Origin of the sequence: Pseudomonas sp. BIC9C, from assembly GCF_034541995.1 — a bacterium.
Lineage (GTDB): Bacteria > Pseudomonadota > Gammaproteobacteria > Pseudomonadales > Pseudomonadaceae > Aquipseudomonas > Aquipseudomonas fluorescens_CC.
In genome coordinates this window covers 282,194-308,236 of sequence record NZ_JAWDGM010000002.1, presented here as the reverse complement: position 1 = coordinate 308,236, position 26,043 = coordinate 282,194, and the positions used below count along the sequence as shown (strand labels likewise).

Genomic DNA, 26,043 nt, shown 5'->3' with positions numbered 1-26,043 from the left:
ACGCAGCGATTTCGGAAGATCCGCCATCCATAGAGCGACCAGCCTGCGTCTCCATAACCATAAGCTGTTGAAGGAACTACATTTACCGTTAGCTGTTGCGCCAAAAGGGCAACCGGCTTTTCGAAGTGGGAGGACCAACATGCCCAAGCAGTCGAGCATCCGTTCCGAACTGGATGACGCGCTCTTTCGCATGCGCCGCAGTTTTTACTCGCTGGCAGGGTTCAGCGGCGTCATAAACGTCATGATGTTGACGCCAACCGTTTATAGGCTGCAGGTCCATGATCGAGCCCGGTCCGTCGCAACGTCACGACGCTGGCGATGTTGACTGTCCTGGTGTCAGGTCTGTTCCTGCTGATGTCCACGCTGGAAATGGTCCGCACCCGCGTGCTGATCCGGGTCGGCAACTGCCTCGACATGGACCTCAACCGGCGCATTTTCACCGCGGCATTCGAGCGCAACCTGAGCCGCGCCGGTGGTAATCCGGCCCAGGCCCTGCAAGATCTCGTCCAGGTTCGTCAGTTCGTCACCGGCAACTCCCTGTTCGCTTTCTTCGATGCACCCTGGACGCCGATCCACCTGCTGGTCGCCTATCTGATCCACCCACTGCTTGGACTGCTCACGCTGATCGGCTCGCTGATTCTGGTGACCCTGGCCTGGCTCACCGAGAAGGCGACGCAGAAGCCGCTGGCCGAAGCCAATCAGGCCGCCCTCTCCTCCGCCCAATACGCCAACAACAACCTGCGCAATGCCGAGGTCATCGAGGCCATGGGCATGCTGCCGTCGATCAGCAAGCGCTGATACCTGAGCCATTTGCGCATTCTGGAAATGCAGACCCAGGCCGCGCTTACCCTCATCGTGATAAGCGACGAGCCAAGACTCCAGAGTTTGCTCAGGGTTTTCCGTGACAATCCCTCAAAGCAGGCGCTGTTTCAGGCAGTGATTGAGGATGAGATCAGAAACAGCAGCGAAATGCTGGCTGGTGGACAAAACGCATCAGGCGACCAGCTGGAGCAATGTTTACGCAACTACCCAAGTACCTTTCATGTCCTTCATCCAGAAGAAGGTTGTGTCCTTCCAGCCTTGGGTGGAGATTGCGCGCGCCGAACCGGAGGTACGGGTGGCCGTCGAAAAAGGCCTGAAGCAAATACAGAAAGCCTGGGCTGATCGTCTCGGTAGCCCTGATGCGGCATGTGCCGTCATCGCTCAATGTGTGGGAGCGCTAGTCCTGTCCCGAGCAGTCGAGAAAGAACGAACTCGCAAGGAAATCATTGCCTCGACCCGCAAAGCTATTGAAAAGAGCTATTTCATGCCGGAAAAATAGAAGAACGTCTCCGATTATGCGAGAGCAGCTCGCAACGTCATGATTATCGCTATCGCTGCAAAACCCTGGTCGATTCAGCCCTCCCTGAATTCCCACACCGAATGCATTCATGAGGCAATTGAGTGGAAGGAGAAAGGGAGGGCATCCATTGCCCTCCCTTCTTCTGTTCCGCCCTCCTGCGACGGTACTGACCAGGACCTCAACTGGCCAGAATGAAGTCCGAGGCAGTGACGGTTGTTGCATCGGCCACACCTACCAGGGTGATGGTGCCACCTCCGAAGCTGAGCAACGTATTGGCACCGACATCGGTGATGGTGACGCTGCTGCCAAAGGTCGCCGCCGTGATGTTGAGCGCGGCGATATTGAGCAGGTCCTGGCCTCCCGCCGCGTTGGCATCGAAGCCGGTGATCACATCGTTGCCGAAGCCCGTAGCGAACATGAAGACATTGTCGCCATTGCTGGCAAGCATCGTGTCGTTGCCGGCACCACCGGTAACACTATCGCTGCCGGCACCGCCATCGAGGAAGTCGTTGCCGGCGCCACCCAGCAATGTGTCGTTGCCGGCGCCGCCGAAGAGGGAGTCATCACCCACCCCACCGGTGATGACGTTGTTCGACGCGTTGCCGTTGCCGACGAAGTTGCCAACCCCGGTGAAGAGCAGATGCTCGACGTTGGCGCCCAGTGTGTAGCTGGCCAGCGAGGTCTGTACAGAGTCCTCACCGTTATTCCCCACCTCGACCACCCCGTCCGCGAATGAATCGACGCGGTAGGTGTCGTTGCCGGCTCCGCCTTCCATCCGGTCGGCACCCGCATCGCCATTGAGGACGTCGTTGCCGAGGCCGGCCAGCAACGTATCGTTGCCGTCACCGCCGTTGAGCGTGTCATTCCCCACCGGTGATGATGTTGTTCAACGCGTTGCCGGTGCCGACGAAGTTGCCGGCTCCGGTGTAGAGCATGTGCTCGACATTGGCACCCAGTGTGTAGCTGGTCAGCGACGTCTGTACCGAATCCGCACCCTCACCCGACGCCTCGACCACCAGGTCTCCGGCTGAGTCGACGCGGAAGGTATCGTTGCCGGCTCCGCCGACCATCGCGTCATTACCCGCACCGCCAGTGAGGACGTCGTTGCCGGCGCCACCCATCAAGGTGTCGTTGCCGTCACCGCCGTTGAGGGTGTCATTACCCACCCCACCGGTGATGACGTTGTTCAACGCGCGTTGCCGTTGCCGACGAAGTTGCCGGCTCCGAGGTAGAGCAGATGCTCGACATTGGCGCCCAGTGTGTAACTGGCCAGCGTGGTCTGTACGGAATCCTGCCCCTCACCCGACGCCTCGACCACCAGGTCCCCGGCTGAGTCGACGCGGAAGGTATCGTTGCCGGCGCCGCCGACCATCGCGTCATTACCCGCACCGCCAGTGAGGACGTCGTTGCCGGCGCCACCCATCAAGGTGTCGTTGCCGTCACCGCCGTTGAGGGTGTCATTACCCACTCCACCGGTGATGACGTTGTTCGACGCGTTGCCGGTGCCGACGAAGTTGGCGACTCCGAGGTAGAGCAGATGCTCGACATTGGCGCCCAGCGTGTAGCTGGCCAGCGTGGTCTGTACGGAATCCTGACCCTCGCCCGTCAACTCGACCACCACGTCCCCGACTGAGTCGACGCGGTAGGTATCGTTGCCGGTTCCGCCGGTCATCTGGTCATTACCCGCACCGCCAATGAGGAAGTCGTTGCCCGCGTCGCCATTGAGGATGTCGTTGCCGCCCAAGGCGTTCAGGGTGTCGTTGCCAGCACCTCCGCTGGCCACGTCGTCGCCTGCCGTGCCGGTCCACAAGTCGACACCGGCGGTACCGACAAACAGATCACCGACCACTGTCGTTGCGGCAGAGGTGACTCGCTCAAGTGTGCCGAGGTCATCGGTGTAGCTCGCGACGACACGCAGTTGCTGACCGACTTGCGCCTGGCCGGGCGTGAAGGTCGTGCCCGTCGCGCCGGCGATGTCGGTAAAGATCGCACCGCTACCCGCCTGCCACTGATGGGTAATCACCGAGGTGGTGGTCCCGTTGGCGTCGGTGAACGCATCCGTGGCGGTCAAGGCCGAGCCTTCCGTCGGGGTCGTATCGCTGATCAGCACAGTGCCAACCGGCAGGACGTTGACGGGGCTGCCGCCGAGCGGCGCAGTTGGCGCGGTCGGCGCCGAGAACACGCTTTCCAGCACGCCGTGGGCGTCCTGATAGACGGCCCTGACGCGCAGCAGCAGTCCCTCCTCAGCCGCGGTCACCGTGAAGGTCGAGCCGGTCGCGGTTGCTAGCCCACCTCCGAGCGCAATACCAATGTCGTCGAAGATACCGGTGCCCGGGTTCGTTTCAACCTGCCATACGAAGGCGATGGGACCGGTGATCGCGCCGCCGCTCGCGATATTGTCAGCATCGGTGATGCCGGCCGCCAAGACGGTCAGCGTCTGGCCGACGGCTGGCGTGGGATCGTCGACCCTCAGCAAGCCCACCGGCTCGGCGTTCAAGCCCGCCACCAGGACCCGCGACTGATCGGCGAACTGCAGCCGCTCGATACTGCTGAGCCTGTCAGTACCGTCCCGACCGACGACGCTGTCGGCCACGGTGATCGTGCCGTCGACGTTCTCGATGACGGTGTAGTCGGCCATAAGGCCGGTGTACAGGGCCGTGTCGAAGGAATGGCCAGGGTTAAGGGGGTCAGGCGCATCCGTCAGGATCTCACGGACGGCAACGAGTTGGCCGGGGTTGTAAGTGCCGTTGAGCATGAGCGGCACCAACGGGAGCATGCTGTCGAACGTTGCGATCTCCGGACCTGTGCCATCAATGTTCTGCCGCACGCTGATACGTACGTTGAGCCACTTGTCACCGTCGACCAGGTCATCGCCACCACCACCTTCGATGATGTCGCTGCCGCCGCCGCCGAGGACGATGTTGCCGGCGCCGAACTGATCGTCTGCCGTGCCCACAATGCCGTCCGGGCCGGCTGCCGCGGTGCCGACGAACGAGCGCAGGCCGTTGACCAGGTCGAAGTTGGTGAGCACGCTGCCCTGAGCACCGGCAGCCGCGATCACGGTGGCGTCGGCATCATCGCCACGCAGGATGTCGCTGAAGTGCGATCCCGACAGACCTTCCACCAGCTGGAACCGAGCCACGGTTGCAGCCAACTCCGGCAGTGGCGGCGCGAGAGCGATTTCGGCGAGACCCAGGTCGACGGACACGCCGAACGGGTCGTCCTTGAAGCCGGCCCAGTCGTAACCGGAGCCACCCAGGTAGCGGTCCCCCGCGCCGCCGTTGCCGAACATGATGTCGTCGCCACCTTCGGCCATGAACCTGTCGGGCCCGCCAGTGCCGATGAAGATGTCGTTGCCGCGTATCAGGTCGAGCCCGTTCGGGTCGAAATTGTCGCCGGGAGCACCATCGGCGGTTCCCCTCTCGATCCAGTCGTCGCCTTCGTTACCCATCAGTTGTTCGTCGGCGACACTGCCCGTGATGAAGTCGTCGCCCGCGCCGCCGAAGACCTCCGAGGAGTCCTCGCCGGTGACGACGAAGTCCTTGCCGAAGCCGCCGAGGATCAGGTTCAGGCCGTTGCCACTGTGGATGACGTCGTTACCGTCGCCGCCATGAATGGTGTCGTCGCCGCCCATGTCGGTGATGATGTCGTCGCCGTCGCCCCCGATGATGAAGTCGTTGCCGTAGCCACCTTCGAGGCGGTCATTGGCACCGTCGCCATAGAGCGTGTCGTCGCCGTCGCCAGAAACGAGAATGTCATTGGCGGCCGAACCACCGAGCACCACATGGTCTTCGCCGGTGTACTGCAGGTAGTTGGTATCAGGGCCGACCGTCGCAGGGTTGTCCCGAATGACCAGCGGCGTGAGGAGGATGCCGCCGACAGGATCGGCATTACCGGGCAGGTCGTCGACGGTGCCCACGATGCCGTCCGGACCGGCAATCACACTTGCGTTGAACTGCCTGGCCGGGTCGACCTCCAGGGTAAAGGCCGGAGTCAGGAACATGACGGACGGGAGGTGGGTCGCATCGGTGTTGGCCATCACCAGTCTCGCGAACGAGTTGTTCTCCAACTCGGTGACGAAGTTCAGCCCCGCGTTGCGTTCCAGGTAGTAGAAGCGGTCGGCGTTCTGCAGCTTCTCCATCTGGTTCTCGAACACGAAGTTGAAGGTCGAGCCGAGCATGCCGCCAAACGGCATTTTTTCCTCGGCCAGGCCGCCGATCCAGAGGTCGATGTTGTCCAGACCGGTAATGGTGACGCCGGTCGGGCCACTCGCCCAGGCGCCGGTGCTATTGAGGAAGTCCAGCCGGTCCGCCGGCTCGCCGGCGCCGCCCAACACCAGGAGCGTGGCCGCTGCGCGCTTCCCGTCGAGCGTGGTGGCGCTGGTAATGGAGGCGTGCGTGCCATAGGCGGCGATGAAGTTGATCAGCGATTCCGGGTGCTTGAGGTGTTGCACCAAATCGGCCCAGCTGATGTAGGGCTTCAGGTTGCTGTCGCCGGACGCGGTGTAGAACTCACGACGCGCCTCGTTCAGGGTCGGAAGCCCGGTATCACGGCCGCGCGCGATGTTGATGGCAGGCAGGTCGAGCGGCAGGCCCAGCAAGTTGTTGCGCACCGCTTCGGTGACGAACTCATCGATCTCGTTGCCGACCTGGCGCGTCAAGCCGCGGACGATGGCACCGGCCGCCTGTTCCGGGGTCGGGCCGCTGGCCGCAAACGCCAGCGGATTGAGGAAGGCCTGAATCAGGCCGATCTCGCTCGAGACAAAGTTGGGGTCCAGCCGGTCGATGGTCTCGGTCAGCATCGAGTGGCCGAGGCGGTAGACCGCGTGCGCGAACTCGGCGACGATCGCCGGGTCGATCTCGGTTTGATAATTCTGGTGTTCGCCAAGGAAGGGATCGATGTTCGGCTGAATGGTACGCGCGAACTCTTCGAACACCAGGTGCTGGTACTGCATCTCGGTACCGAATTTCGCCGCCTGGAACAGGCGCTCTCCGTTCCAGTGCAGGGCAGCGATCTCAGCCGCGGTTGTTGGCAACACCAACAATTGGGCATCAGGCATCAGCCACTGGTTCAGGAAGTTGACATCGTTGGAGGCGATGGCCACATCCTTCGTGTGCTGGACCAGACGGTTGTGCTCCGAGTGGAAAATCGCGTGGACGGTGGTCAGGCCGATGTTCTCGTTGACCCGGCCGTCGCCGGCGATGTAGTGCGCGTCAAGCAGTTCGTTGTCGTAGAAGCCTGGTGCAGGTGTACCGCCAACGATAGTGTCCGCATCGGGCAGGAGTGCTGCACCAGTCTGGCTGTCCACCGGAACGGCGTTGTGGGCAATATCGATGAGGAACTGGTGGCCGGTGCGCACGGCATTGACCAAGCTGATCGGCGCAGCAGGATTACCCTCGACGAGCACATCATCGGCGGTATCAGCAATACCATCCGCGCCCCTCATCATGACCATCGGGAAGCCGTTCGGGCCCTTGATGAAATTGCCGTAGGCGTCGGTGGCGAGCAGCGGCACGTTGTCGAAGTCGGCATCGGTAAGATTAATGCCAAGCAGATCGCGCGCCTGTGCCTTCACCACTTTCCAGGTGGCCATCCCACCGATTTCGACGTCGTCCGCAGTGCCGAACAGGCCATCGGCGCCCAGGTCACGATTGGTGATCAGCTTGCCGGTCGCCACCGGATCGCCGGCGGCATTGAACTCGTAGGCGCGCAGGAACACCTGGTGCGAAGGGTGCGAGGTATAGGTCTGGTTCTGGTCGACGAACGGCGTGGTGGTGTTTGCAGCCTCGTGGATGTCGTCGGCGGTGCCGAGGATGCCATCAGGCCCTGGCAGGTTGGTGGCCCGCGTCATCACCATGAAGTTGGTCGGGCTGCCCGGAACGAACAGCGGATCGTCCGGCTGCAGCGGGATGAACACCGTGCCGCTGCCGCCCTTGGTCACCAGGTCGAGGCCATGGTCGAAGAACTGACCGAAGAAGGTCATCCAGGGATTGAACGGTGCGGACAGACCCACGTCCGGCGACTGGTTAGGCATGAAAAAGGTCTGGAAAGTCGTGCCGTCGGTACGGGTTCCAGTAACGACCTGCGCACCGTCCTTCAAGACATCGTCAACCGTGCCGAGGATGCCATCCGGACCGGGATCGAACGTGGCCGCAACCGCTGCCGGGTTGTTGGCGGTGTTGTCGGCGATCAGATTGCTGATGGTGCGTGGCTGCGAGTCAATCACCAGGCCGCTGGTCTGGGCGTAAGAGGTGCCCGCTTCCGCCGTATCGAACTGCGCCGGAACCAGTCGCGGGAAGACCGTGTCGGCTGCACCGAACTCGTTCTGACCCGCCACCAGGTTGTTGAACGACCCGTCGACCGTGCGCAGGCCCAAAGGCAACCGTGCATTCGGCAACATGCTGAGGAGGTCCTCACCGGCTGCATTCCTTTCCGAGATCAGAATCTGGTCGAGAATGAACTGCAGATCGGCCCGGATATAGTGCACACCCGTGCTGGCGACCGGAGTCTCGATCGGCAGCGGGGCTGCCGCTGGCGGAGCAACGCCGGCTACGACCGCTGCGGTTGGAGCAGAGAACGCAGTCTCAAGCACACCATTTTGATCTTTGTAGACGGCCCTGACGCGCAATTCCAGCCCGGCGAGATCCGGGGTCACCCTGAAGGTCGGCCCGGTTATGTGCGCCAATGCTGCGCCCCCGTCCGCAAGACGGGTGATGTCCTGAAAGACGCCCGTACCCGGGACGGCTTCGAACTGCCAGTAGAAGGCGATCGGTCCGGTGATGGCACCGCCGGCGTTGTCGGCATCGGTCACGCCGGCAGCCGACACCCTCAGCAACTGACCCGTGGTCGGCGTAGCGTCCGGGGTGTTGCTGGCAGCATCGAGTATGGTCAGCAAGCCCAGCGGGTCGTTGTTGAGCCCGACCCCGGCGGGCAGTGTGAGCGACTGATCGTTGAACTGCAGCCGCTCGATACTGGTCAGGCGGTCGGTGCCGTCGCGCCCGACGACGCTGTCGGTCACGGTGGTCACGTCGCCCACAGTGGTGACGGTATAGTCGAGCCGGTTGCCAGTGAACAAGGCCGTGTCAAAGGCGGGGGCCGCCGTCAGGATCTCGCGGACGATGACCAACTGACCGGGGTTGAAGGTGCCATCGAGCATGAACGGGATCATGGGCTCCATGCTGTCGAAGGTGGCAATCTCCGGCCCGGTTCCGTCAAGGCTCTGGCGCACGCTGATGCGCACATTCAGCCACATGTCGCCGTCGACCAGGTCGTCACCGCCGCGGCCTTCGATGATGTCGCTGCCACCACCGCCGAGGAGGATGTTGCCCGCGCCGAACTGATCGTCTGCCGTGCCCAAAATACCGTCCGGGCCGGCTGCAGCCGCGCCAAGAAACGCCCGCAGACCGTTGATGAGGTCAATATTGGTGAGCACGCTGCCAGGGACACCGGCAGCGGCGATCGCGAGCGCGTCAGCATCATCGCCGGTCAGCATGTCGCTGAACGCCGACCCCGACAGACCTTCCACCTGGGCGAACTTGGTATGCACGCTTGCAACCGAAGGCGACAGGGCCGATTGTTCGAAGGCGATGCGGCTCATGTCCACGGTCACGCCGTAATGATCATCCTTGTAGGTGGTCCAGTCGAAACCGGACATGCCCAACATCTTGTCCGGGCCCTCACTGCCGATGAAGATGTCATCGCCGCCTTCACCGATCATTTCATCGAAGCCGCCGTCACCGCTGAAGACGTCGTTGCCGCTGACCAACTCTGCCAGCAAAGCCAGTGGCAGGTTACCGGCGAAATTGTCGCCGGGGGCGCCGTCCTGGGTCCCGACCTCGATCCAGTCGTCGCCATCGCCGCCCATCATTTGTGCGTTCAGCCGGCTGCCGAGCATGAAGTCATTGCCGGCGCCGCCGAAGACCTCCGTAAAGTCGTCGCCGGTGACGATGAAATCGTTGCCGTCACCGCCGAGGATGATATTGGTGCCGTTGCCGCTGTGGATGACGTCGTTGCCGGCCTCGCCGTGGATGACGTCGTCGCCGCCCATGTCAGTGATGATGTCGTCGCCATCGCCACCCTCGATCTCGTCATTGCCGTAGCCGCCTTCGAGGCGATCATTACCGGCGTCGCCCCAGAGCGTGTCGTCGCCGTCGCCAGAAACGAGAATGTCATTGCCGGCGGTGCCGCCGAGCACGACATGGTCTTCGCCGGTGTACTGCAGGTAGTTGGTATCGGGACCGACCGTCGCGGGGTTGTCGCGAATGACAAGCGGTGTGATCTCGACCCCGTTGATCAGGGTGCCGCCAGTGGGATCGGTGTTGCCGGGCAGGTCGTCCACGGTACCCACAATGCCGTCCGACCGGCAATCACGCTCCGGTTGAACTGCCTGGTGGGGTCGACCTCGAGAGTAAAGGTCGGGGTCGAGAAGATGAGGGCCGGGAGATGGGTCGCGTCGGTGTTGAGCATCACCATCTTGGCGAACGAGTTGTTCTCGAGCTCGCTCAGGAAGTTGAGTCCCTGGGTGCGGTGCAGGTAGTAGAGCCGGTCGCCGTTTTGCAGCTTCTCGAGCTGGTCCTCGAAGACGAAGTTGAAGGTCGAGCCGAGCATGCCGCCGAACGGCATTTTTCCTCGGCCAGGCCGCCGATCCAGAAGTCGATGGCATCAACGCCGGTAATGGTTGCCCCATTTGCCAGGTTGGCATAGACGCCGGTGCTGTTGAGGAAGTCCAGGCGATCCGCCGGCTCACCGACACCGCCCAACACCAGGAGCGTGGCCGCTGCGCGTTTCGCGTCGAGCGTGGTGGCGCTGGTAATGGAGGCGTGCGTGCCGTAGGCGGCGATGAAGTTGATCAGCGATTCCGGGTGCTTCAGGTGTTGCACCAAATCGACCCAGCTGGTGTAGGGCTTCAGTTGGCTGTCGCCGGTGCCGGCGTAGAATTCACGGCGCGCCGCGTTCAAGGACGGGATGCCGGTATCGCGGCCGCGCGCGATGTTGAGGGCGGGCAGGTCGAGCGGCAGGCCCAGCAAGTTGTTGCGCACCGCTTCGGTGACGAACTCATCGATCTCGTTGCCGACCTGGCGCGTCAAGCCGCGGACGATGGCGCCGGCCGCCTGCTCCGGGGTCGGGCCGCTGGTCGCAAACGCCAGCGGGTTGAGGAAGGCCTGAATCAGGCCGATCTCGCTGGAGACGAAGTTGGGGTCCAGCCGGTCAATGGTCTCGGTCAGCATCGAGTGGCCGAAGCGAAAGACCGTGTGCGCGAACTCGGCGACGATCGACGGATTGATTGTGTCATCGAAGTCAAGGAAGGCATCGACCTGCGGTTGAATGGTGCGCGCGAACTCTTCGAACACCAGGTGCTGATACTGCATCTCGGTGCCGAATTTCGCCGCCTGGAACAGGCGCTCACCGTTCCAGTTCAAGGTCGACAGATCAGCAGGAACAGCCGTGACGGGCGTCAGCAGCCACTGGTTCAGGAACGTCAGGTCGCCGGCAGCCGCTGAGGCGAGGACCGTGTCCTTGGTCTGCTGGACCAGCCGGTTGTGCTCCGAGTGGAAGATGGAGTGGACGGTGGTCAGGCCGATGTTCTCGTTGACCCGGCCGTCGCCGGCGATGTAGTGCGCGTCGAGCAGTTCGTTGTCGTAGAAGCCTGCGGCCACCGGGCCGCCGGCAACGAGGTCGGCATCGGCCGTCAGTGGCGCACCGGTCTGGCTGTCCACCGGGCTGGCATTGTGCGCGATGTCGATGAGGAACTGGTGACCGGTGCGGATCGCCAGCGATGCGTCGATCGGCGCCAGCGGATTGCCCTCGACCAAGCCGGTCGCGGTCACGATCTGCGCAAAGCCGTTCGCCCCCCGAATGAAGTTGCCGTACGCGTCGGTCGCCAACAGCGGCAGGTCGAGGACGTCGAGATCGTCGAGATCGATACCAAGCATGTCCCGCGCCTGCGCCTTCACCACTTTCCAGGTGGCCATGCCGCCGATTTCGACGTCGTCGGCAGTGCCGAACAGGCCATCGGCGCCCAGGTCACGATTGGTGATCAGCTTGCCGGTCGCCACCGGCTTGCCGGCGGCATCGAGTTCATAGGCGCGCAGGAACACCTGGTGCGAGGGATGCGAGCTGTAGGTCTGGTTCTGATCGACGAATGGCGTGGTGGTGTTTGAAGCCTCGTGGATGTCGTCGGCGGTGCCGAGGATGCCATCGGGCCCGGGCAGGTTGGTGGCCCGTGTCAACACCATGAAGTTGGTCGGGCTGCCCGGGACGAACAGCGGATCGTCCGGCTGCAACGGGATGAACACCGTGCCGCTGCCGCCCTTGGTCACCAGGTCGAGGCCATGGTCGAAGAACTGACCGAAGAAGGTCATCCACGAGTTGAACGGCGCGGACAGACCCACGTCCGGCGACTGGTTAGGCATGAAAAAGGTCTGGAAAGTCGTGCCGTCGGTACGGGTTCCAGTAACGACCTGCGCACCGGCCTTCAAGACATCGTCAACCGTGCCGAGGATGCCATCCAGACCGGGATCGAACGTGGCCGCGACCGCCGCCGGGTTATTGGCGGTATTGTCGACGATCAGGTTGCTGATGGTGCGTGGCTGCGAGTCGATCACCAGGCCGCTGGTCTGGGTGTAAGAGGTGCCCGCCTCAGCCGGGCGGAAGACTGGAGTGGTCAAGCGCGGGAAAAAGTTGTCGGCTGCGCCGAACTCGCTCTGGCCCAGTCTCAGGTTGTTAAACGTCCCGTCGACCGTGCGCAGACCGAAAGCAAATTCCGGGTTCGGTATCAGGCTGGCGAGCGACTGGCCGGCAGTATCCGCTTCCGCGATGAAAATCTGCTGGAGAATGAACTCCAGGTCCGACTTGTTGAAATTGGCCATTTTGGATTGCCCTCGATCTGTCTGGGTGAAGGCGCGGGACGAGAAAATCCTCCCGCGCCAAGTCAAGTGCTGGCTTGCGCAGTTTGTTGGTCATGTTTTTTTGCGAGAGCTCTGGCGTTACCCGAGACCCGGGATACGCGCCTGGAATTCGCGTAGTGAATTGCTCGCCGGTCGATCAGGCAGAGCGGATGCGAGCCCTGGGCGGGCCATGGAATCTGGAAGTGAAGGCGAACGTCCTGGACAGCCCCATCCCTCTGAAAAAGCACGAAATGAGCGACATGATTCTGCTCCTCTCAGGAGAACCACCGCGCCTTGCGTTGCCAAAGCGATGGCAAGCTTCAGGCGGGCGAGTCCCCCCGATAACTAAGACTAAAGTTCCATAGCAGATCCTTGTCAATATTACGTCGCTAAAACAGACGACTGGTGCTTTAGTCCTACAACTAGCTGTTTTTAAAAGACATATAGGCAGTTGAGCGCAGGTATAGAGCGAAATGTTATTTCGAATTGTTACTCCGCCACCTACGCTGCTGCATAAGGGAGCAACGCAGCGATTTCGGAAGACTCGCCATCCATAGAGCGATCAGCCTGCGTGTCCATAAGCTGTTTAAGGAACTACATTTACCGTTAGCTGTTGCGCCACAAGGGCAACCGGCTTTTCGAAGTGGGAGGACCAACATGCCCAAGCAGTCGAGCATCCGTTCCGAACTGGCCGACGCGCTCTTTCGTATGCGTCGCAGTTTCTACTTACTGGCAGGGTTCAGCGGCGTCATAAACGTCATGATGTTGACGCCAGCCGTTTATATGCTGCAGGTCTATGATCGAGCCCTGGTCAGTCGCAACGTCACGACGCTGACGATGCTGACTGTTCTGGTGGTTGGACTGTTCCTGCTGATGTCCACGCTGGAAATGGTCCGCACCCGTGTGCTGATCCGGGTCGGCAACTGCCTCGACATGGACCTCAACCGGCGCATTTTCACCGCGGCATTCGAGCGCAACCTGAGCCGCGCCGGAGGTAACCCGGCCCAGGCCCTGCAAGATCTCGCCCAGGTTCGTCAGTTCGTCACCGGCAATTCCCTGTTCGCTTTCTTCGATGCACCCTGGACGCCGATCTACCTGCTGGTCGCCTATCTGATCCACCCACTGCTCGGACTGCTCACGCTCATCGGCTCGCTGATTCTGGTGACCCTGGCCTGGCTCACCGAGAAGGCGACGCAGAAGCCGCTGGCCGACGCCAATCAGGCCGCCCTCTCCTCCGCCCAATACGCCAACAACAACCTGCGCAATGCCGAGGTCATCGAGGCCATGGGCATGCTGCCGTCGATCAGCAAGCGCTGGTATATGAGCCATTTGCGCATTCTGGAAATGCAGACCCTGGCCTCCGACCGCGCCGCCTTGATCAGCAGCACCGGGCGCTTCGTACGTATCACGTTGCAGTCACTGATCCTCGGCGCCGGCGCGCTGCTGGCGATCGAAGGCAAGATCACCCCGGGGATGATGATTGCCTGCTCGATCCTCACCGGCCGCGCACTGGGCCCGGTGGAACAGGTCATCGCGTCGTGGAAGCAACTGCTCGGCTGCCGCTCGGCCTGGGGCCGGCTCAACGAGATGCTGCACGACTTTCCGCGCCGGCCACCGAGCATGTCGCTGCAGCGGCCTCAGGGCATGCTGGCGGTGGAGAATGTGTATGCCGGTGCCCCCGGTACCAACAACACGATTCTGCGCGGCGTGGGCTTCAGCCTTGTCCCTGGCGAAAGCCTTGGCATTATCGGTCCGTCCGCCTCGGGCAAATCCACCCTCGCCCGCCTGCTGGTTGGCGTCTGGCCGGCGCAGGCCGGCAAGGTGCGCCTGGACGGCGCGGACATATTCACCTGGAACAAGGGCGAACTTGGCCCGTGGCTCGGCTACCTGCCACAGGACGTGGAGCTGTTCGAGGGCAACATCGCCGACAATATTGCGCGCTTTGGCGAAGTGGACAGCGAAGCGGTCATCCGCGCAGCCAAGATCACTGGCGTGCACGAGATGATCCTGCGTTTTCCGCAAGGTTATGACACTCGTCTGGGTACCGATGGCAGCCCGCTTTCCGGTGGCCAGAAGCAGCGCATCGCCTTGGCCCGCGCGCTGTATGGCGAGCCCAACCTGATCGTGCTGGATGAGCCGAACGCCAACCTCGACGACGTCGGCGAAAAGGCCTTGGTCGATGCTCTGGCCGAACTCAAGGGCCGTGGCGCCACCGTCATTCTGATTTCCCACCGTCCCAACGTACTCTGCGCCGTCGATAAGGTGCTGATGCTGCGTGACGGCGGCGTGCAGATGCTCGGCACGCGCGATGAAGTATTCGCAGCGCTGCGCAAGGCCAGTGTGATGCCTGCAGGCGCGTCGACTCCGCTAGCGTCCGTCAAAGCACGGGAGTGACCGATCATGCAAATGAGCCAACACACCGAGATGATCAAAGCCGATACCAAGAGCGTGGTAGATCTGGACGTCGGTAAACCCGCGCGGTGGGGCGTGTGGCTGGTGCTCGCCGGCTTCGGCGGCTTCCTCCTGTGGTCCTGGCTGGCGCCGCTGGATGCCGGCGTAGTAGCGACAGGCACGGTCAAAGTCACCAACAATCGCAAAGCCGTGCAGCACCTCAGCGGCGGTACCGTGGAGGCCATTCTCGTTCGCGAAGGCGATCTGGTGACAAAAGGTCAGGAGGTGGTCCGCCTCGACTCGTTGCGTGCCGTTGCCGAAGAGGGTGCCGTCAGCGCCCAGTACATCGTCAGCAAGACCGTGGAAAACCGCCTGGAAGCGGAGCGTGACGGCCGCGACGTGGTGAACTTCGACCCCGATTTGCTCCAGCGCTTCAAAGGCGACCACCGCCTGGAGGCCGCCATGGACCTGCAACAGCGCCTGCTGGATACCCGGCGCGCCGGTCTCGCTGGCGAAATCAGCATCCTGCAAGAGAACCTGGCGGCGTCAGCAGTGCAGCTCAAGGGCCTGCAGCAGGTCTATAGCGCCCGCGCCTCGCAGATCAGCTTCCTCAACCAGGAACTGCAAGGCACCCGCGTGCTGACGGCCGAAGGCTATGTGCCGCGCAACCGCCTGCTTGAGCTGGAACGCAGCAATGCCGAGCTCTCCGCCGGCCAGGCCGAGAACCTCAACAACATCGCCCGCGTGCGCAGCCAGACCACCGAAATCAAGCTGCGCATCCTGCAGCGCCAGCACGATTACCTGAAGGAAGTCGAGTCACAGCTGACTGAAACCGCCAAGGAAAACACCACTCTGGCCGACCGCTTGCGCTCGCTCGACTATGAAGTGACCCACACGGTGATTCGTGCGCCAATCGACGGCATGGTCCAGGCCCTGAGCATTGCCACCGTCGGCGGGATCATTCAGCCCGGCTTCAAGATCATGGAAATCGTTCCGCTCAACGAACCGCTGCAGGTCGACGCGATGATTCCCGTGCAGGCCATCGACAAGATGGTCCCAGGCCTGCCCGTGGACATCTCCTTCCCGGCCTTCAACCATGCCAGGACGCCAAACATCCCCGGCCGCGTGAAGACCATCTCCGCCGACCGCCTGATGGACGAGGAAAACAAGCAACCGTTCTATCTGGCTCAGGTGGAGGTCACGCCCGATGGCATGGGCCTGCTTGGCAGCAACCACATTCGCCCCGGCATGCCCGCCAGCGTCACCATCAAGACTGGCGAACGCAACATGATCAGCTATCTTCTCAAACCAATGCTCGATCGTGTGGACAGCTCATTCAAGGAACAATGAGATGGAACGTCGTTGCCTGCTCTTCTGCCTGCTGGGGTTGGCCCTGCCGGCCGACGCAATGGACCTCAAGCAAGCCTGGGATCTGTTGCAATTCCAGGGCCCTATCTACCAGGCCTCCGTGCATGAAAAAGAGGCCGGCCAGGAAAACCGCGCCATTGGCAAGGCTGGCCTGCTACCGCAGATCAATGCCTCGGGCTACCACAACAAGGTCAATGGCTCCCAAAGCCAGAGCGGCATCGACAGAGATCTCCATTACGACTCCAAGGGCGCTAACGTGCGCCTGCGCCAACCGCTGTTCAACAAACAAAAGATGGCCGAATACCGCCAGGGTCAGCAGCGTGCCGACTACAGCAACGCGGTGTTCGATGCCAAGACCCAGGACGCCGCGGTGCGCTTGTCCGAAAGCTATTTCGATGTGCTCCTGGCCAGCGAAACCATCGTCCTGGCCAAGTCCAAGCTGACCGCCTTCGAAGAGCAACTCGCTTCGGCGAAGCGACGCATGGAGCTGGGGGCGGGCACCGTCACCGACATCGACGAGTCGACCGCTCGCCGCGACCTCGCTGACGCCGAGCTGATAGAAGCGCAAGACAACCTGATCAACGCGCGCCGCAAGCTTGAGGAGTATATCGGTGAAACCCCCGAGTCACTGACCACCTTGCGCCCGAGCTTCGATACACCACCGCTGCTACCGAGTAACCTGCAGGACTGGTTGGTCAAAGCCCAGACCGATAGCCCGCTGATCCATGCGCGCCGTTATAGCAGCGACCTCGCAGCAGAAGAAGTGAACCGCGCCAGGGCTGGCCACTGGCCAACACTGGATTTCATTGCCGGCTACACCGCGGGTGAGAGCCAGTCGCTCTCCGAGTTGAATCAACGCAACCACTACGGCTCAATCGGGCTGGAAGTCAATATCCCACTGTACAGCGGTGGCGGCGTCAGCGCGCTGACACGCCAGGCCAGTGCCAATAGCGATAAGGCCATGGACGAACTCGACGCCGCGCGACAGGAAGTCATCACCGAAACCACCCGTGAGTATCAAGGCATCCTGAGCGGCGCCAAACGCATTCGCGCGCTGGAGAAGGCAGTGGAGTCCAACGAACGCTCACTGGCATCGTCACGCAAGGGCTTCAAAGAGGGCGGCACCAGCACCAACTCGGACGTCCTCAATGCCGAAGAGCTGCTCTTCGTTGCGCGCCACGATCTGTTCGAAGCCAAGATACGCTATTTGTTGTCGCGCCTGCGTCTGGCCTCCTCGGTGGGCAGCCTGGGCGACGACGATATCAACCAGATCAACGACTACCTCGGACCGGAACTGCTGGTCACCAAATGACGCTCAATAGCCGGCCGGTCAAGCAAAGTGATGGCTGACCGGCACTCCCCTCCCATGATCCCCACCCTGTCAATGCACTTCTCGTTTAACCCATTGGTTCATGGCTGCATCCCGGCGCAGAAAGGCAGACGCCAGCGAAAAACCGTCAACGTTGAAATTTGCCCACTAAGCCCTTGATTCCCTTTATGCTCGATCCAGCCCCTAATGCTAAGCCAAGCCCGGCTCCAGACTGTAAACTGTTTCCCCATGCGCAAACTTTTGTACCTGACATTCTCCATGGCGTTGCTCGCCGCCCTCACGACCTACGCGATGTGGGCCGCGGACCGGCCGGTGGGGCATTACCTTTCGGACCTGCGGATCAACCTGGCTGTCGACCGGGGTACGCCTGCGGACCGTGGCAATCTGTTGGGCATTCAGCCCGAACTGTTTCCTACCGATTATCAAAGTCCCGAGCGTTTGCACCGCAAGCTCGCAGCCTATCTGCAAGCAGCCCGGGACCAGGGTTTGTTGAACGGCAAGACTGTTGTCGTGTTGCCGGAACATGTTGGCACCTGGCTGATGGTCAGCGGCGAGAAGGATGAGCTGTATCAGGCCAGCACCCTCAAGGAGGCCATGAACTGGCTGGCGGTGAGCAACCCCCTGAAGTTCGCGAAGGCGTTGATCAACGCCGAGGGTGGCAACCGTCTGGACGATGCCCACCTGCGCATGAAAGCCAAGGCGATGGCCAGAGACTACCAGGCCTTGTTCGGAGGGCTGGCCAGGGAATTCCACGTGACGCTGGTAGCGGGCTCCATTGTGCTGCCCGAACCGAGCATCATCGACGGCACCTTGAAAATCGGCCGTGGCGCGCTGTACAACAGCAGTGTCGTGTTCAACAACGAAGGCCTGCCGATCGGCCAGCCCCAGCGCCAGATGCACCCCTTCTTCGCAGAACAGAACGGGATCAAGGCGAACGGCGAGCACTCGCTCAACGTCGTTGATACCCCCGCAGGAAGGCTGGGCGTATTGATCGGCCGCGACAGCTGGTACCCGGAAAACTACCTCAAGCTCAACGAACAAAGCGTACAGCTGGTTGCGGTACCGGCCTTTGTCACCGGCCGTGGCACCTGGGATCAGCCGTGGCGCGGTTACAGGGGGTCGCCTGCGCCTGCGTCGGTCAACCTCAAGCCTGGAGAAGTCAGTGAGGGCCAGGCCTGGCAGCGCCTGACCCTCACGACCCAGATACCGGCCAGTCAGGCTGTCGCTGGCATGAGTGTGTTCCTGCGGGGCCAGTTCTGGGATCAGGGTAGCGCCGGGCACAGCTTTCTCAGCAGCAACGGCCAGCACTTTGCCGATGGCAACGCCCAGGGTGCGCGTTTGCTGAACCTCTGGTTGTAAGCCATGAAACCGCAGCCGATGCGCCTCGGCGATCTGTCGGTGGGCTTTGTTCATAGCCTGGCCGATGCCGTGCGCAGTCACGGCGTCGATCCGCAGCCACTGCTCGATCAATACGGCCTCGATGCCGCACGCCTGAGCGAAGCCGGTGCCCGGCTGTCGATACCGCGCTACATGCGCCTGGGCCACAGCGCCATTCAACTGACTGACAATCCGGCCCTTGGCTTGCGCATGGGACAGCTCAGTCGCCTGAGCCAGATCGGCCTCGCAGGCGTCACCGCCGCCCAGGCGCCGACAGTACGTGAAGCCGCCCGCTGCCTGATTCGATTCGAAGCCTTGTATGGTTCCAATTATCGGGGGCAATCAAGCTTTCACGAAGACGCCCAGGGCGCCTGGCTGCGTTTCTATTCGATCAGCCCCTATAACGCCTACAACCGTTTCGTGGTGGATTCGATCATTGCAGGCTGGTTGCAGCAATTATCCAGTGTCAGCCCCGCCCCGCTGCGCGCCGAACGTATCGAGATCGAATTCGAGGAACCCGGTTACCGCGCGGCCTATGACGTTTTGGGGGACTGTCCGATTCAGTTTGGCGGCGAACGCAATCAACTGCGCCTGAGCCTGGCAAGTCTCGCCCAGCGCAACCCCGAGCATTGCCCGAGCACCTGGCGGCATTTGCTGCAACTGTGCGAGCGGGAGCTGGAACAATTGACACGCACCCGCAGCCTGCGTGAACGCATCATCGCGCTGCTGGGACCGTTGCTCAATGGTGGCCGGGAACCCGACCTGGAAGAAGTGGCGGCACGCCTGAAGCTGCCCACCTGGACCTTGCGCCGCAAACTTGCCGAGGAAGGCACGCAATTTCGCGCAATCCTCAATGAAACCCGTCGCGATCTGGCCATGACTTACATACGCGACACCGAACTGGCGTTCGGAGAAATCGCCTACCTGCTGGGCTTTGCCTCAGCCGAAGCGTTTCAACGCGCATTCAAACGCTGGAACGGGCAGCCCCCCGGCGAATTTCGCCGCAGCCATCGCCAATCCGCCTGATGCCTACAACTCGGTAGCGTCTTCCGCCGGTTCCAGAGGGTCCAGTTCGAAAGCCTGGTACTCGAGCAGCTCTTCTTGATAATCGTCCATTTTTGAATCCCCCAACCCGTATTGAAAAACGTCTGAATAAATGACCCATTCCTTGAGCATAAAGTGCCCGCGTGAAAGAAAAATGACGCGGACACGACACTCTGTCGCTACTGAATAAAACGTAGCAGCTGGTCAGGAATTTATCATTGGTTTTTTTGCGGAAGGCCGCAGAACAGCGAACTTGCTTGATGCGGGTCAATCATTGAGGTGGCCACAGGACCGGTTCATCTGATTCGATCCTGTGGCGTCACCGTCACTGGCCGGAGACAGGCATCGCCGGAATGGGCTCGCTCGGCGGTGGCAAGTCACTCGGGTTCGATGGTGGCGTGACGATTTCCGGGGACAGTGCAGGCTGTACACTGGCCGGTGTGATCGGTGCCGCTTCAGGAGGCGGCGCAACCGGCTCGGAAGCCGTAGGCGTTGCTACTGGCCCAGGAGCAGCTGCAGCAGGCTCTGCAGCGGGTGTCGCTGCCGGAGCAGGCGCGAGAGGTGCCGGTGCGGCCTTGGCTTCAGGCACGCCCAGGTCTGTTTTCGGCTTTTCGGTGATGTGCGCAGCCTTTTTCGCTTCCGGCGGCAGGAACAGTTCGACCAGTGCGAAGAAACGCTCGTAGAACTTGGCAGACGATACGGTTTCGCTGGCGACCTTGACCATCGAGTCATCAGAGGAACCGATCGGCATCGACACCGAGCCCAGCACACCCACACCCAGACTGGCGGAGTTGTTGGTTTTCTTCAGCGCATAACGATCCTGCAGGGCGTTAGCGAACACGGTCGCGTGATGCCCTTCGCTGCCATCATCGGCACACACCACACTGAAGCTGATCTCCATGTGGCTCTCGCCAGTCTGCTGGAAGCTCTTGTGACCGCTGACCAGCTTCGAATCGTTGCTGGTGATGATGTAGCCCTGGCTGAGCAAGGCGCGACGGGCGGCTTCACAGCTCTGGGTATCGGTGACCGGATAGTTTCGGGAAAAGGTGCCGGAATCGTCGAAGTTCTCATGCTCGTAGATGGCGCTTTTGTTCGATGAACAACCGGCCGCAGCGGCAAGCACGGCTGCCAGCCCGACAATCCGCATGGGAAGTGATTTAAACATTGAACATCCTGAGGAAAACGGTTCGGGGCATATTGTGCAACAGATCGATGCTTAGCGGAGCATCGATTGTGTCTTAAAGCGGTTACAGGTTGATTGACCCCGGCTTTACGCAAAAGTCACCGCGGCAAATGACGTACGGCCAAACAAAAAGACCCCGGCCTTTCGGCCGGGGTCTCCTGTACAGCGCTAAACCGTGTCAGGCATCAGTAACGCTGGATGTCCGCCTGGCTTTCCAGCTGCTTGCGATACGCCGCAAAGTCTTGCTGGCCGATGCGCGAAGCGAGGTAGCGACGATACTGTGCTTTCTCTTCTTCGGTCGGCGCCGCTGCCTCGTTCACGCCATTGAGACGCACGATCATCAGGCTGCCATCCGCCAGCGTCACGCTGGTGAAGGTCGGCTTGTCCCTGGCCGCTGGCTTCGCCATGCGGAAGAGCGCTTGCAGCACAGCAGGGTCGACCCCTTCCTGAGCGCGAGTCGCCGCTTCAGTGATCTTCCAGGCCTGGCCGTCGACCGCTTGATCCAGCGGGGTCTTGCCATCGCGCAGGCTGGCAATCAGGGCTTCAGCTCTGGTCTTGGCATCGGCGCTGGCGTGCTCCTTGGCCAACTGCACACGGATCGCGGCAGAGACGCTCTCCAGCGGCAATTGCGAAGGCTTCAGGTGCTCCTTGGCACGCAACACGACCACGGTTTCCGGGTCGAGCTCGATGGCGGTGCTGTTCGCCCCCTCATCCAGGACTTCCGGGCTGAATGCGGCAGTGATTACGGCACGGTTGGCCGCAATACCCTCACCGCCTTCACGGCCGAACGGCTTGGACGTCTGGACGGTCAGTTTCAGGTCCTGCGCTGGCTGCGCCAGATCGGACGCTTCGAACGAGGCGTCTTCCAGTTGCTTGCTCGCCTCAACGAAACGCTGCTCGACCTGCTGGGTTTTCAGACCACGGGTCAGCTTGTCCTTAAGACTGGCGAATGTTGGCACTTCCGGGGCTTCCACACCCAACAGCTTGATCAGGTGGAAACCGAAGTCGGTGCGAACCGGTTCCGAGACCTGGTCCTTGGCCAACGAATACAGGGCCTTTTCGAACGCCGGGTCGTAGACGCCAGGACCGGCATAACCCAGGTCACCGCCGTTGTTCGCCGAACCCGGATCCTGGGAGAACTCCTTGGCCAGCGCCTCGAATGTCTCGCCCTTGGCCAGACGGGCCTGAATCTCTTCGATCTTCGCCTTGGCTTGCGCCTCGGTGGTCTTGTCGTTCACTTCAATCAGAATGTGCGCAGCCCGGCGTTGCTCGGACAGGTTCGCGATTTCTTTCTGATAGGCCGCTTGCAGATCTTCGTCCTTGACGCTGACCTGGTCGAAGAAGGAAGCCTTCTTCAGCTCGAGGTAATCGATGACTACCTGGTCCGGCGTCATGAATTCCTTGGCATGTTCGTCGTAGTAGGCCTTGACCTCTTCGTCGGTCAGCTTCACAGCCGCCGGATCGGCCTTGATGTTCAGGGAGGCGAAGTCGCGGGTCTGTTTTTCCAGACGGGCAAACGCCAGCACCTGTGCATCGGTGACGAAACCGCTACCTGCCAGGCCGGCACGCAGCTGACCAATCAGCATTTCCTGAGCCAGCATCTGGCGGAATTGCATGCGGCTATAGCCGAGTTGGCGAATAACCTGGTCGAAACGCTCGGAGCTGAACTTGCCATCAACCTGAAACTCCGGTGTTTGCAGGATGACCTGATCAAGCGCCGCTTCGGAAAAGGCGAACTTCGATTTTTCTGCGCCTTGCAGCAGCAGCTTGCGATCGATCAGGCCCTTCAGAGCCGATTCGCGCAACATTTTTTCATCCAGCAAGGAAGCATCGAAATCCTTGCCCAGCTGTTGCATGAGCTGGCGGCGTTGCATATCGACCGCCTGGCTCAATTCGTTCTGGCTGATTTCATCGCCGTTGACCTTGGCCGCATCATTGCTGTGCGACGTGGCCTTGAAAATGGCGTCGAAACCGGTCAAAGCCATCAGAACAACGATGACCCCGATAATAGTCTTGGCAATCCAGCCTTGTGAATTGTCCCTGATATTCTGCAGCATGCGTCCCCCAGAAACGGTTGAACTTCAAAATTAGGCAACCGTGGAGCGTGGGTAGAATCCGGATAGAAGAAAGGCGCATCCGAGGATGCGCCTTCTCGTAACTGGCGGAGCGGATCGAGGGCTCGAACGGGCGACCCTCGGTGTCTTGAACCGGCGACCTGCAGTCAGGACTGCCGCTCCGCTGCCAAGTCAGGCATGACCCCGACCCGGATGGGTAAAAACCTGAATCGAACTTAGTTGACAGCTTCTTTCAGTGCTTTACCGGCTTTGAAACCTGGTTTTTGGCTGCGGCGATTTCCAGCGTCTTACCGGTCTGTGGGTTACGACCAATGCGAGCTGGACGATCAGTTACGGAGAAAGTACCGAAACCAACCAGAACAACAGAGTCGCCAGCCTTCAGAGCGCCAGTGACGGATTCGATTACAGCGTCCAGCGCACGGCCAGCAGCAGCTTTCGGGATATCAGCGGATGCAGCGATAGCATCAATCAGTTCCGACTTGTTCACTCTAAGTCCCCTTATATCTATTTGAGTATGATTCTAAGTTTTTTTGGTGAAAGCAAAAACGAGTGCTGAATGGCCTACAGACACTTAAGAGCCGCTTTATAACAAGGGCTCTAAAAAGCTGTCAAGGAAGCCCCCCAGGCAAATACGTACTAATGCGTGCTAATTCTTTCCTTAGAATCTGCGTCGCGTTTCTCATCCTTCGCGACTATCTCCGGAGCCACGTCCGGCAAGGGCTCCGGCGCGTATTGCAACGCAATTTGCAGGACCTCGTCAATCCATTTAACCGGTTTAATCTGTAGATCCTGCTTGATATTGTCCGGAATCTCTTTGAGATCGCGCACATTCTCTTCAGGAATGATCACGGTCTTGATTCCGCCACGATGGGCAGCCAGCAGTTTTTCTTTCAAGCCGCCAATTGCCAGGACCTGGCCACGCAAAGTGATTTCGCCGGTCATGGCGACATCCGCACGTACCGGAATGCCGGTCAATGCCGACACCAGGGCCGTACACATGCCTACACCGGCGCTAGGACCGTCCTTGGGAGTTGCCCCCTCCGGCATATGGATGTGCGTGTCGCGCTTCTCATGGAAGTCCAGGGGAATGCCCAGGCTTTTCGCCCGGCTGCGAACGACAGTCAAGGCAGCGGTGATTGACTCGACCATCACGTCACCCAAGGAACCGGTCTTGATCAACTGGCCCTTGCCCGGCACCACAGCGGCTTCGATAGTCAGCAGTTCGCCACCCACCTGAGTCCACGCCAGCCCGGTTACCTGGCCAATCTGATCCTGTTGCTCGGCCAGGCCGTAGCGGAATTTGCGCACACCCAGGAAGTGTTCCAGCGTGTCTGCGGTGACCTTCACCGAGAAGCGTTTTTCCAGCGCATGCTCCTTGACGGCCTTGCGGCAAACCTTGGCAATCTGACGTTCAAGCCCACGCACACCGGCTTCACGGGTGTAGTAGCGGATGATGTCGCGGATCGCTTCTTCGTCAAACTCCAGCTCGCCTTTCTTCAGGCCGTTGGCGGCAATCTGCTTTGGCGAAAGGTATTTGACGGCGATGTTGATCTTCTCGTCTTCGGTGTAGCCCGGCAGACGGATCACTTCCATCCGGTCCAGCAACGCCGGCGGGATGTTCATCGAGTTCGAGGTGCACAGGAACATCACATCGGACAGGTCGTAATCGACTTCCAGATAGTGATCGTTGAAGTTGTGGTTCTGCTCGGGATCGAGCACTTCCAGCAACGCCGATGCCGGATCGCCACGCATGTCGCTGCCCATCTTGTCGATTTCATCGAGCAGGAACAGCGGATTGCGGACACCCACTTTTGTCATCTTTTGAATCAATCTTCCTGGCATCGAACCGATGTAAGTACGGCGATGACCACGAATTTCCGCTTCATCACGCACACCGCCGAGGGCCATGCGCACGAATTTGCGGTTGGTGGCATGAGCAATCGATTCCGCCAGGGACGTTTTACCCACCCCCGGAGGACCGACCAGGCACAGTACCGGACCACGAATCTTCTTCACGCGCTTTTGCACGGCGAGGTATTCGAGGATGCGCTCCTTGACCTCTTCCAGGCCATAGTGGTCGGCATCCAGAATGTCTTCGGCGCGCGCCAGGTCCAGGCGCACCTTGCTCTGGGCCTTCCACGGCACTTGAACCAGCCAGTCGATGTACGAACGCACCACGGTCGCTTCCGCGGACATTGGCGACATCTGCTTGAGCTTGTTCAGTTCGGCCGTCGCCTTGGCCAGCGCGTCTTTCGGCAGACCGGCGGCATCGATACGCTTTTTCAGCTCTTCGACTTCGTTGTGACCTTCGTCGCTGTCGCCGAGCTCTTTCTGAATGGCCTTCATCTGCTCATTCAGGTAGTACTCGCGCTGACTGCGCTCCATTTGTTTTTTGACACGACCGCGAATGCGTTTTTCAACTTGCAGCAGATCGATCTCGGCATCCAGCAACGCCAGAACGTGCTCGACCCGGGCCGACAAATCGATGATCTCGAGGATTTCCTGCTTCTGTTCGATCTTCAGGGCCATGTGCGCAGCCATGGTGTCTACCAGGCGGCCCGGCTCGTCGATGCTGTTGAGCGACGACAGGACTTCAGCCGGGACTTTCTTGCCCAACTGCACATATTGCTCGAACTGAGACAACAGGCTGCGAACGAACACTTCCGACTCGCGCTCTGGCGCGTCGACTTCGTCGATCAGGGAGACTTCGGCCCGACAATGACCGTCCACTTCGCTGAAGCGCTCAACGGCGCCCCGCTGCTCGCCTTCGACCAGAACCTTGACCGTGCCGTCAGGCAGCTTCAGCAACTGCAGCACGGTAGCAATTGTACCAACGCGATACAGGGCATCTTCACCGGGATCGTCGTCAGCCGGGTTTCTCTGGGCCAGCAGCAGAATCTGCTTGTCACCCGTCATCGCAGCCTCGAGGGCTTCGATGGATTTCTCGCGCCCCACGAACAGCGGGATAACCATGTGCGGATAAACCACGACATCACGCAATGGCAGGAGAGGCAATTCGATGGTTGTCTTCATGATTTCGCCTCTAC

The 26,043-nt window shown here is 60.9% G+C and carries 9 protein-coding genes and 3 pseudogenes; 7 read left to right on the top strand and 5 right to left on the bottom strand.

What is annotated here, in order from left to right; translation table 11 throughout:
- Window positions 1–139 precede the first annotated feature (139 nt).
- Both RS887_RS11490 and RS887_RS11485 read left to right on the top strand, forming a co-directional pair.
- A pseudogene (locus RS887_RS11490) lies at window positions 140–891 on the top strand (ABC transporter transmembrane domain-containing protein); the annotation flags it as partial.
- Window positions 892–1,042: 151 nt separating this feature from the next.
- Window positions 1,043–1,321: a hypothetical protein gene (locus RS887_RS11485; RefSeq protein WP_322615477.1), complete on the top strand. Its 279-nt coding sequence runs from the start codon at window positions 1,043–1,045 to the stop codon at window positions 1,319–1,321.
- A gap of 199 nt (window positions 1,322–1,520) precedes the next feature.
- Here the strand turns inward: RS887_RS11485 and RS887_RS11480 are convergent.
- Window positions 1,521–12,210 (bottom strand): annotated as a pseudogene (locus RS887_RS11480) (peroxidase family protein).
- Window positions 12,211–12,885: 675 nt separating this feature from the next.
- On the opposite strand from RS887_RS11480, the gene RS887_RS11475 reads away from it, so the two are divergent.
- The 5 genes from RS887_RS11475 (at window position 12,886) to RS887_RS11455 (ending at window position 19,720) form a co-directional block, all read left to right on the top strand.
- Window positions 12,886–14,622, top strand: coding sequence for a type I secretion system permease/ATPase (locus RS887_RS11475; RefSeq protein ID WP_322615476.1), 1,737 nt, complete (start codon window positions 12,886–12,888; stop codon window positions 14,620–14,622).
- Window positions 14,623–14,628: 6 nt separating this feature from the next.
- Window positions 14,629–15,969, top strand: coding sequence for an HlyD family type I secretion periplasmic adaptor subunit (locus RS887_RS11470; RefSeq protein ID WP_322615475.1), 1,341 nt, complete (start codon window positions 14,629–14,631; stop codon window positions 15,967–15,969).
- A 1-nt stretch (window position 15,970) separates the two neighbouring features.
- Window positions 15,971–17,299, top strand: a complete 1,329-nt coding sequence (locus RS887_RS11465) for a TolC family outer membrane protein (protein WP_322615474.1) — start codon at window positions 15,971–15,973, stop codon at window positions 17,297–17,299.
- A gap of 246 nt (window positions 17,300–17,545) precedes the next feature.
- Window positions 17,546–18,676: a carbon-nitrogen hydrolase family protein gene (locus RS887_RS11460; RefSeq protein WP_322615473.1), complete on the top strand. Its 1,131-nt coding sequence runs from the start codon at window positions 17,546–17,548 to the stop codon at window positions 18,674–18,676.
- Window positions 18,677–18,679: 3 nt separating this feature from the next.
- Window positions 18,680–19,720, top strand: a complete 1,041-nt coding sequence (locus RS887_RS11455; RefSeq protein WP_322615472.1) for an AraC family transcriptional regulator — start codon at window positions 18,680–18,682, stop codon at window positions 19,718–19,720.
- Window positions 19,721–20,063: 343 nt separating this feature from the next.
- Here the strand turns inward: RS887_RS11455 and RS887_RS11450 are convergent, their stop codons facing one another.
- The 4 genes and pseudogenes from RS887_RS11450 to lon all read right to left on the bottom strand — a co-directional run bounded on the left by RS887_RS11450 (window position 20,064) and on the right by lon (window position 26,029).
- Entirely contained in the window at window positions 20,064–20,903 is an 840-nt protein-coding gene (locus tag RS887_RS11450) for a DUF2242 domain-containing protein (RefSeq protein ID WP_322615471.1), read from the bottom strand.
- Window positions 20,904–21,106: 203 nt separating this feature from the next.
- Window positions 21,107–22,978 carry a SurA N-terminal domain-containing protein gene (locus tag RS887_RS11445; RefSeq protein WP_322615470.1) on the bottom strand — a complete coding sequence of 624 codons (1,872 nt, stop codon included), beginning with the start codon at window positions 22,976–22,978 and terminating at the stop codon, window positions 21,107–21,109.
- Between the two features lie 233 nt (window positions 22,979–23,211).
- Window positions 23,212–23,483: pseudogene (locus tag RS887_RS11440) on the bottom strand (HU family DNA-binding protein).
- 149 nt (window positions 23,484–23,632) lie between these two features.
- Window positions 23,633–26,029: an endopeptidase La gene (lon, locus tag RS887_RS11435; protein ID WP_111289180.1), complete on the bottom strand. Its 2,397-nt coding sequence runs from the start codon at window positions 26,027–26,029 to the stop codon at window positions 23,633–23,635.
- Between the last annotated feature and the right edge of the window lie 14 nt (window positions 26,030–26,043).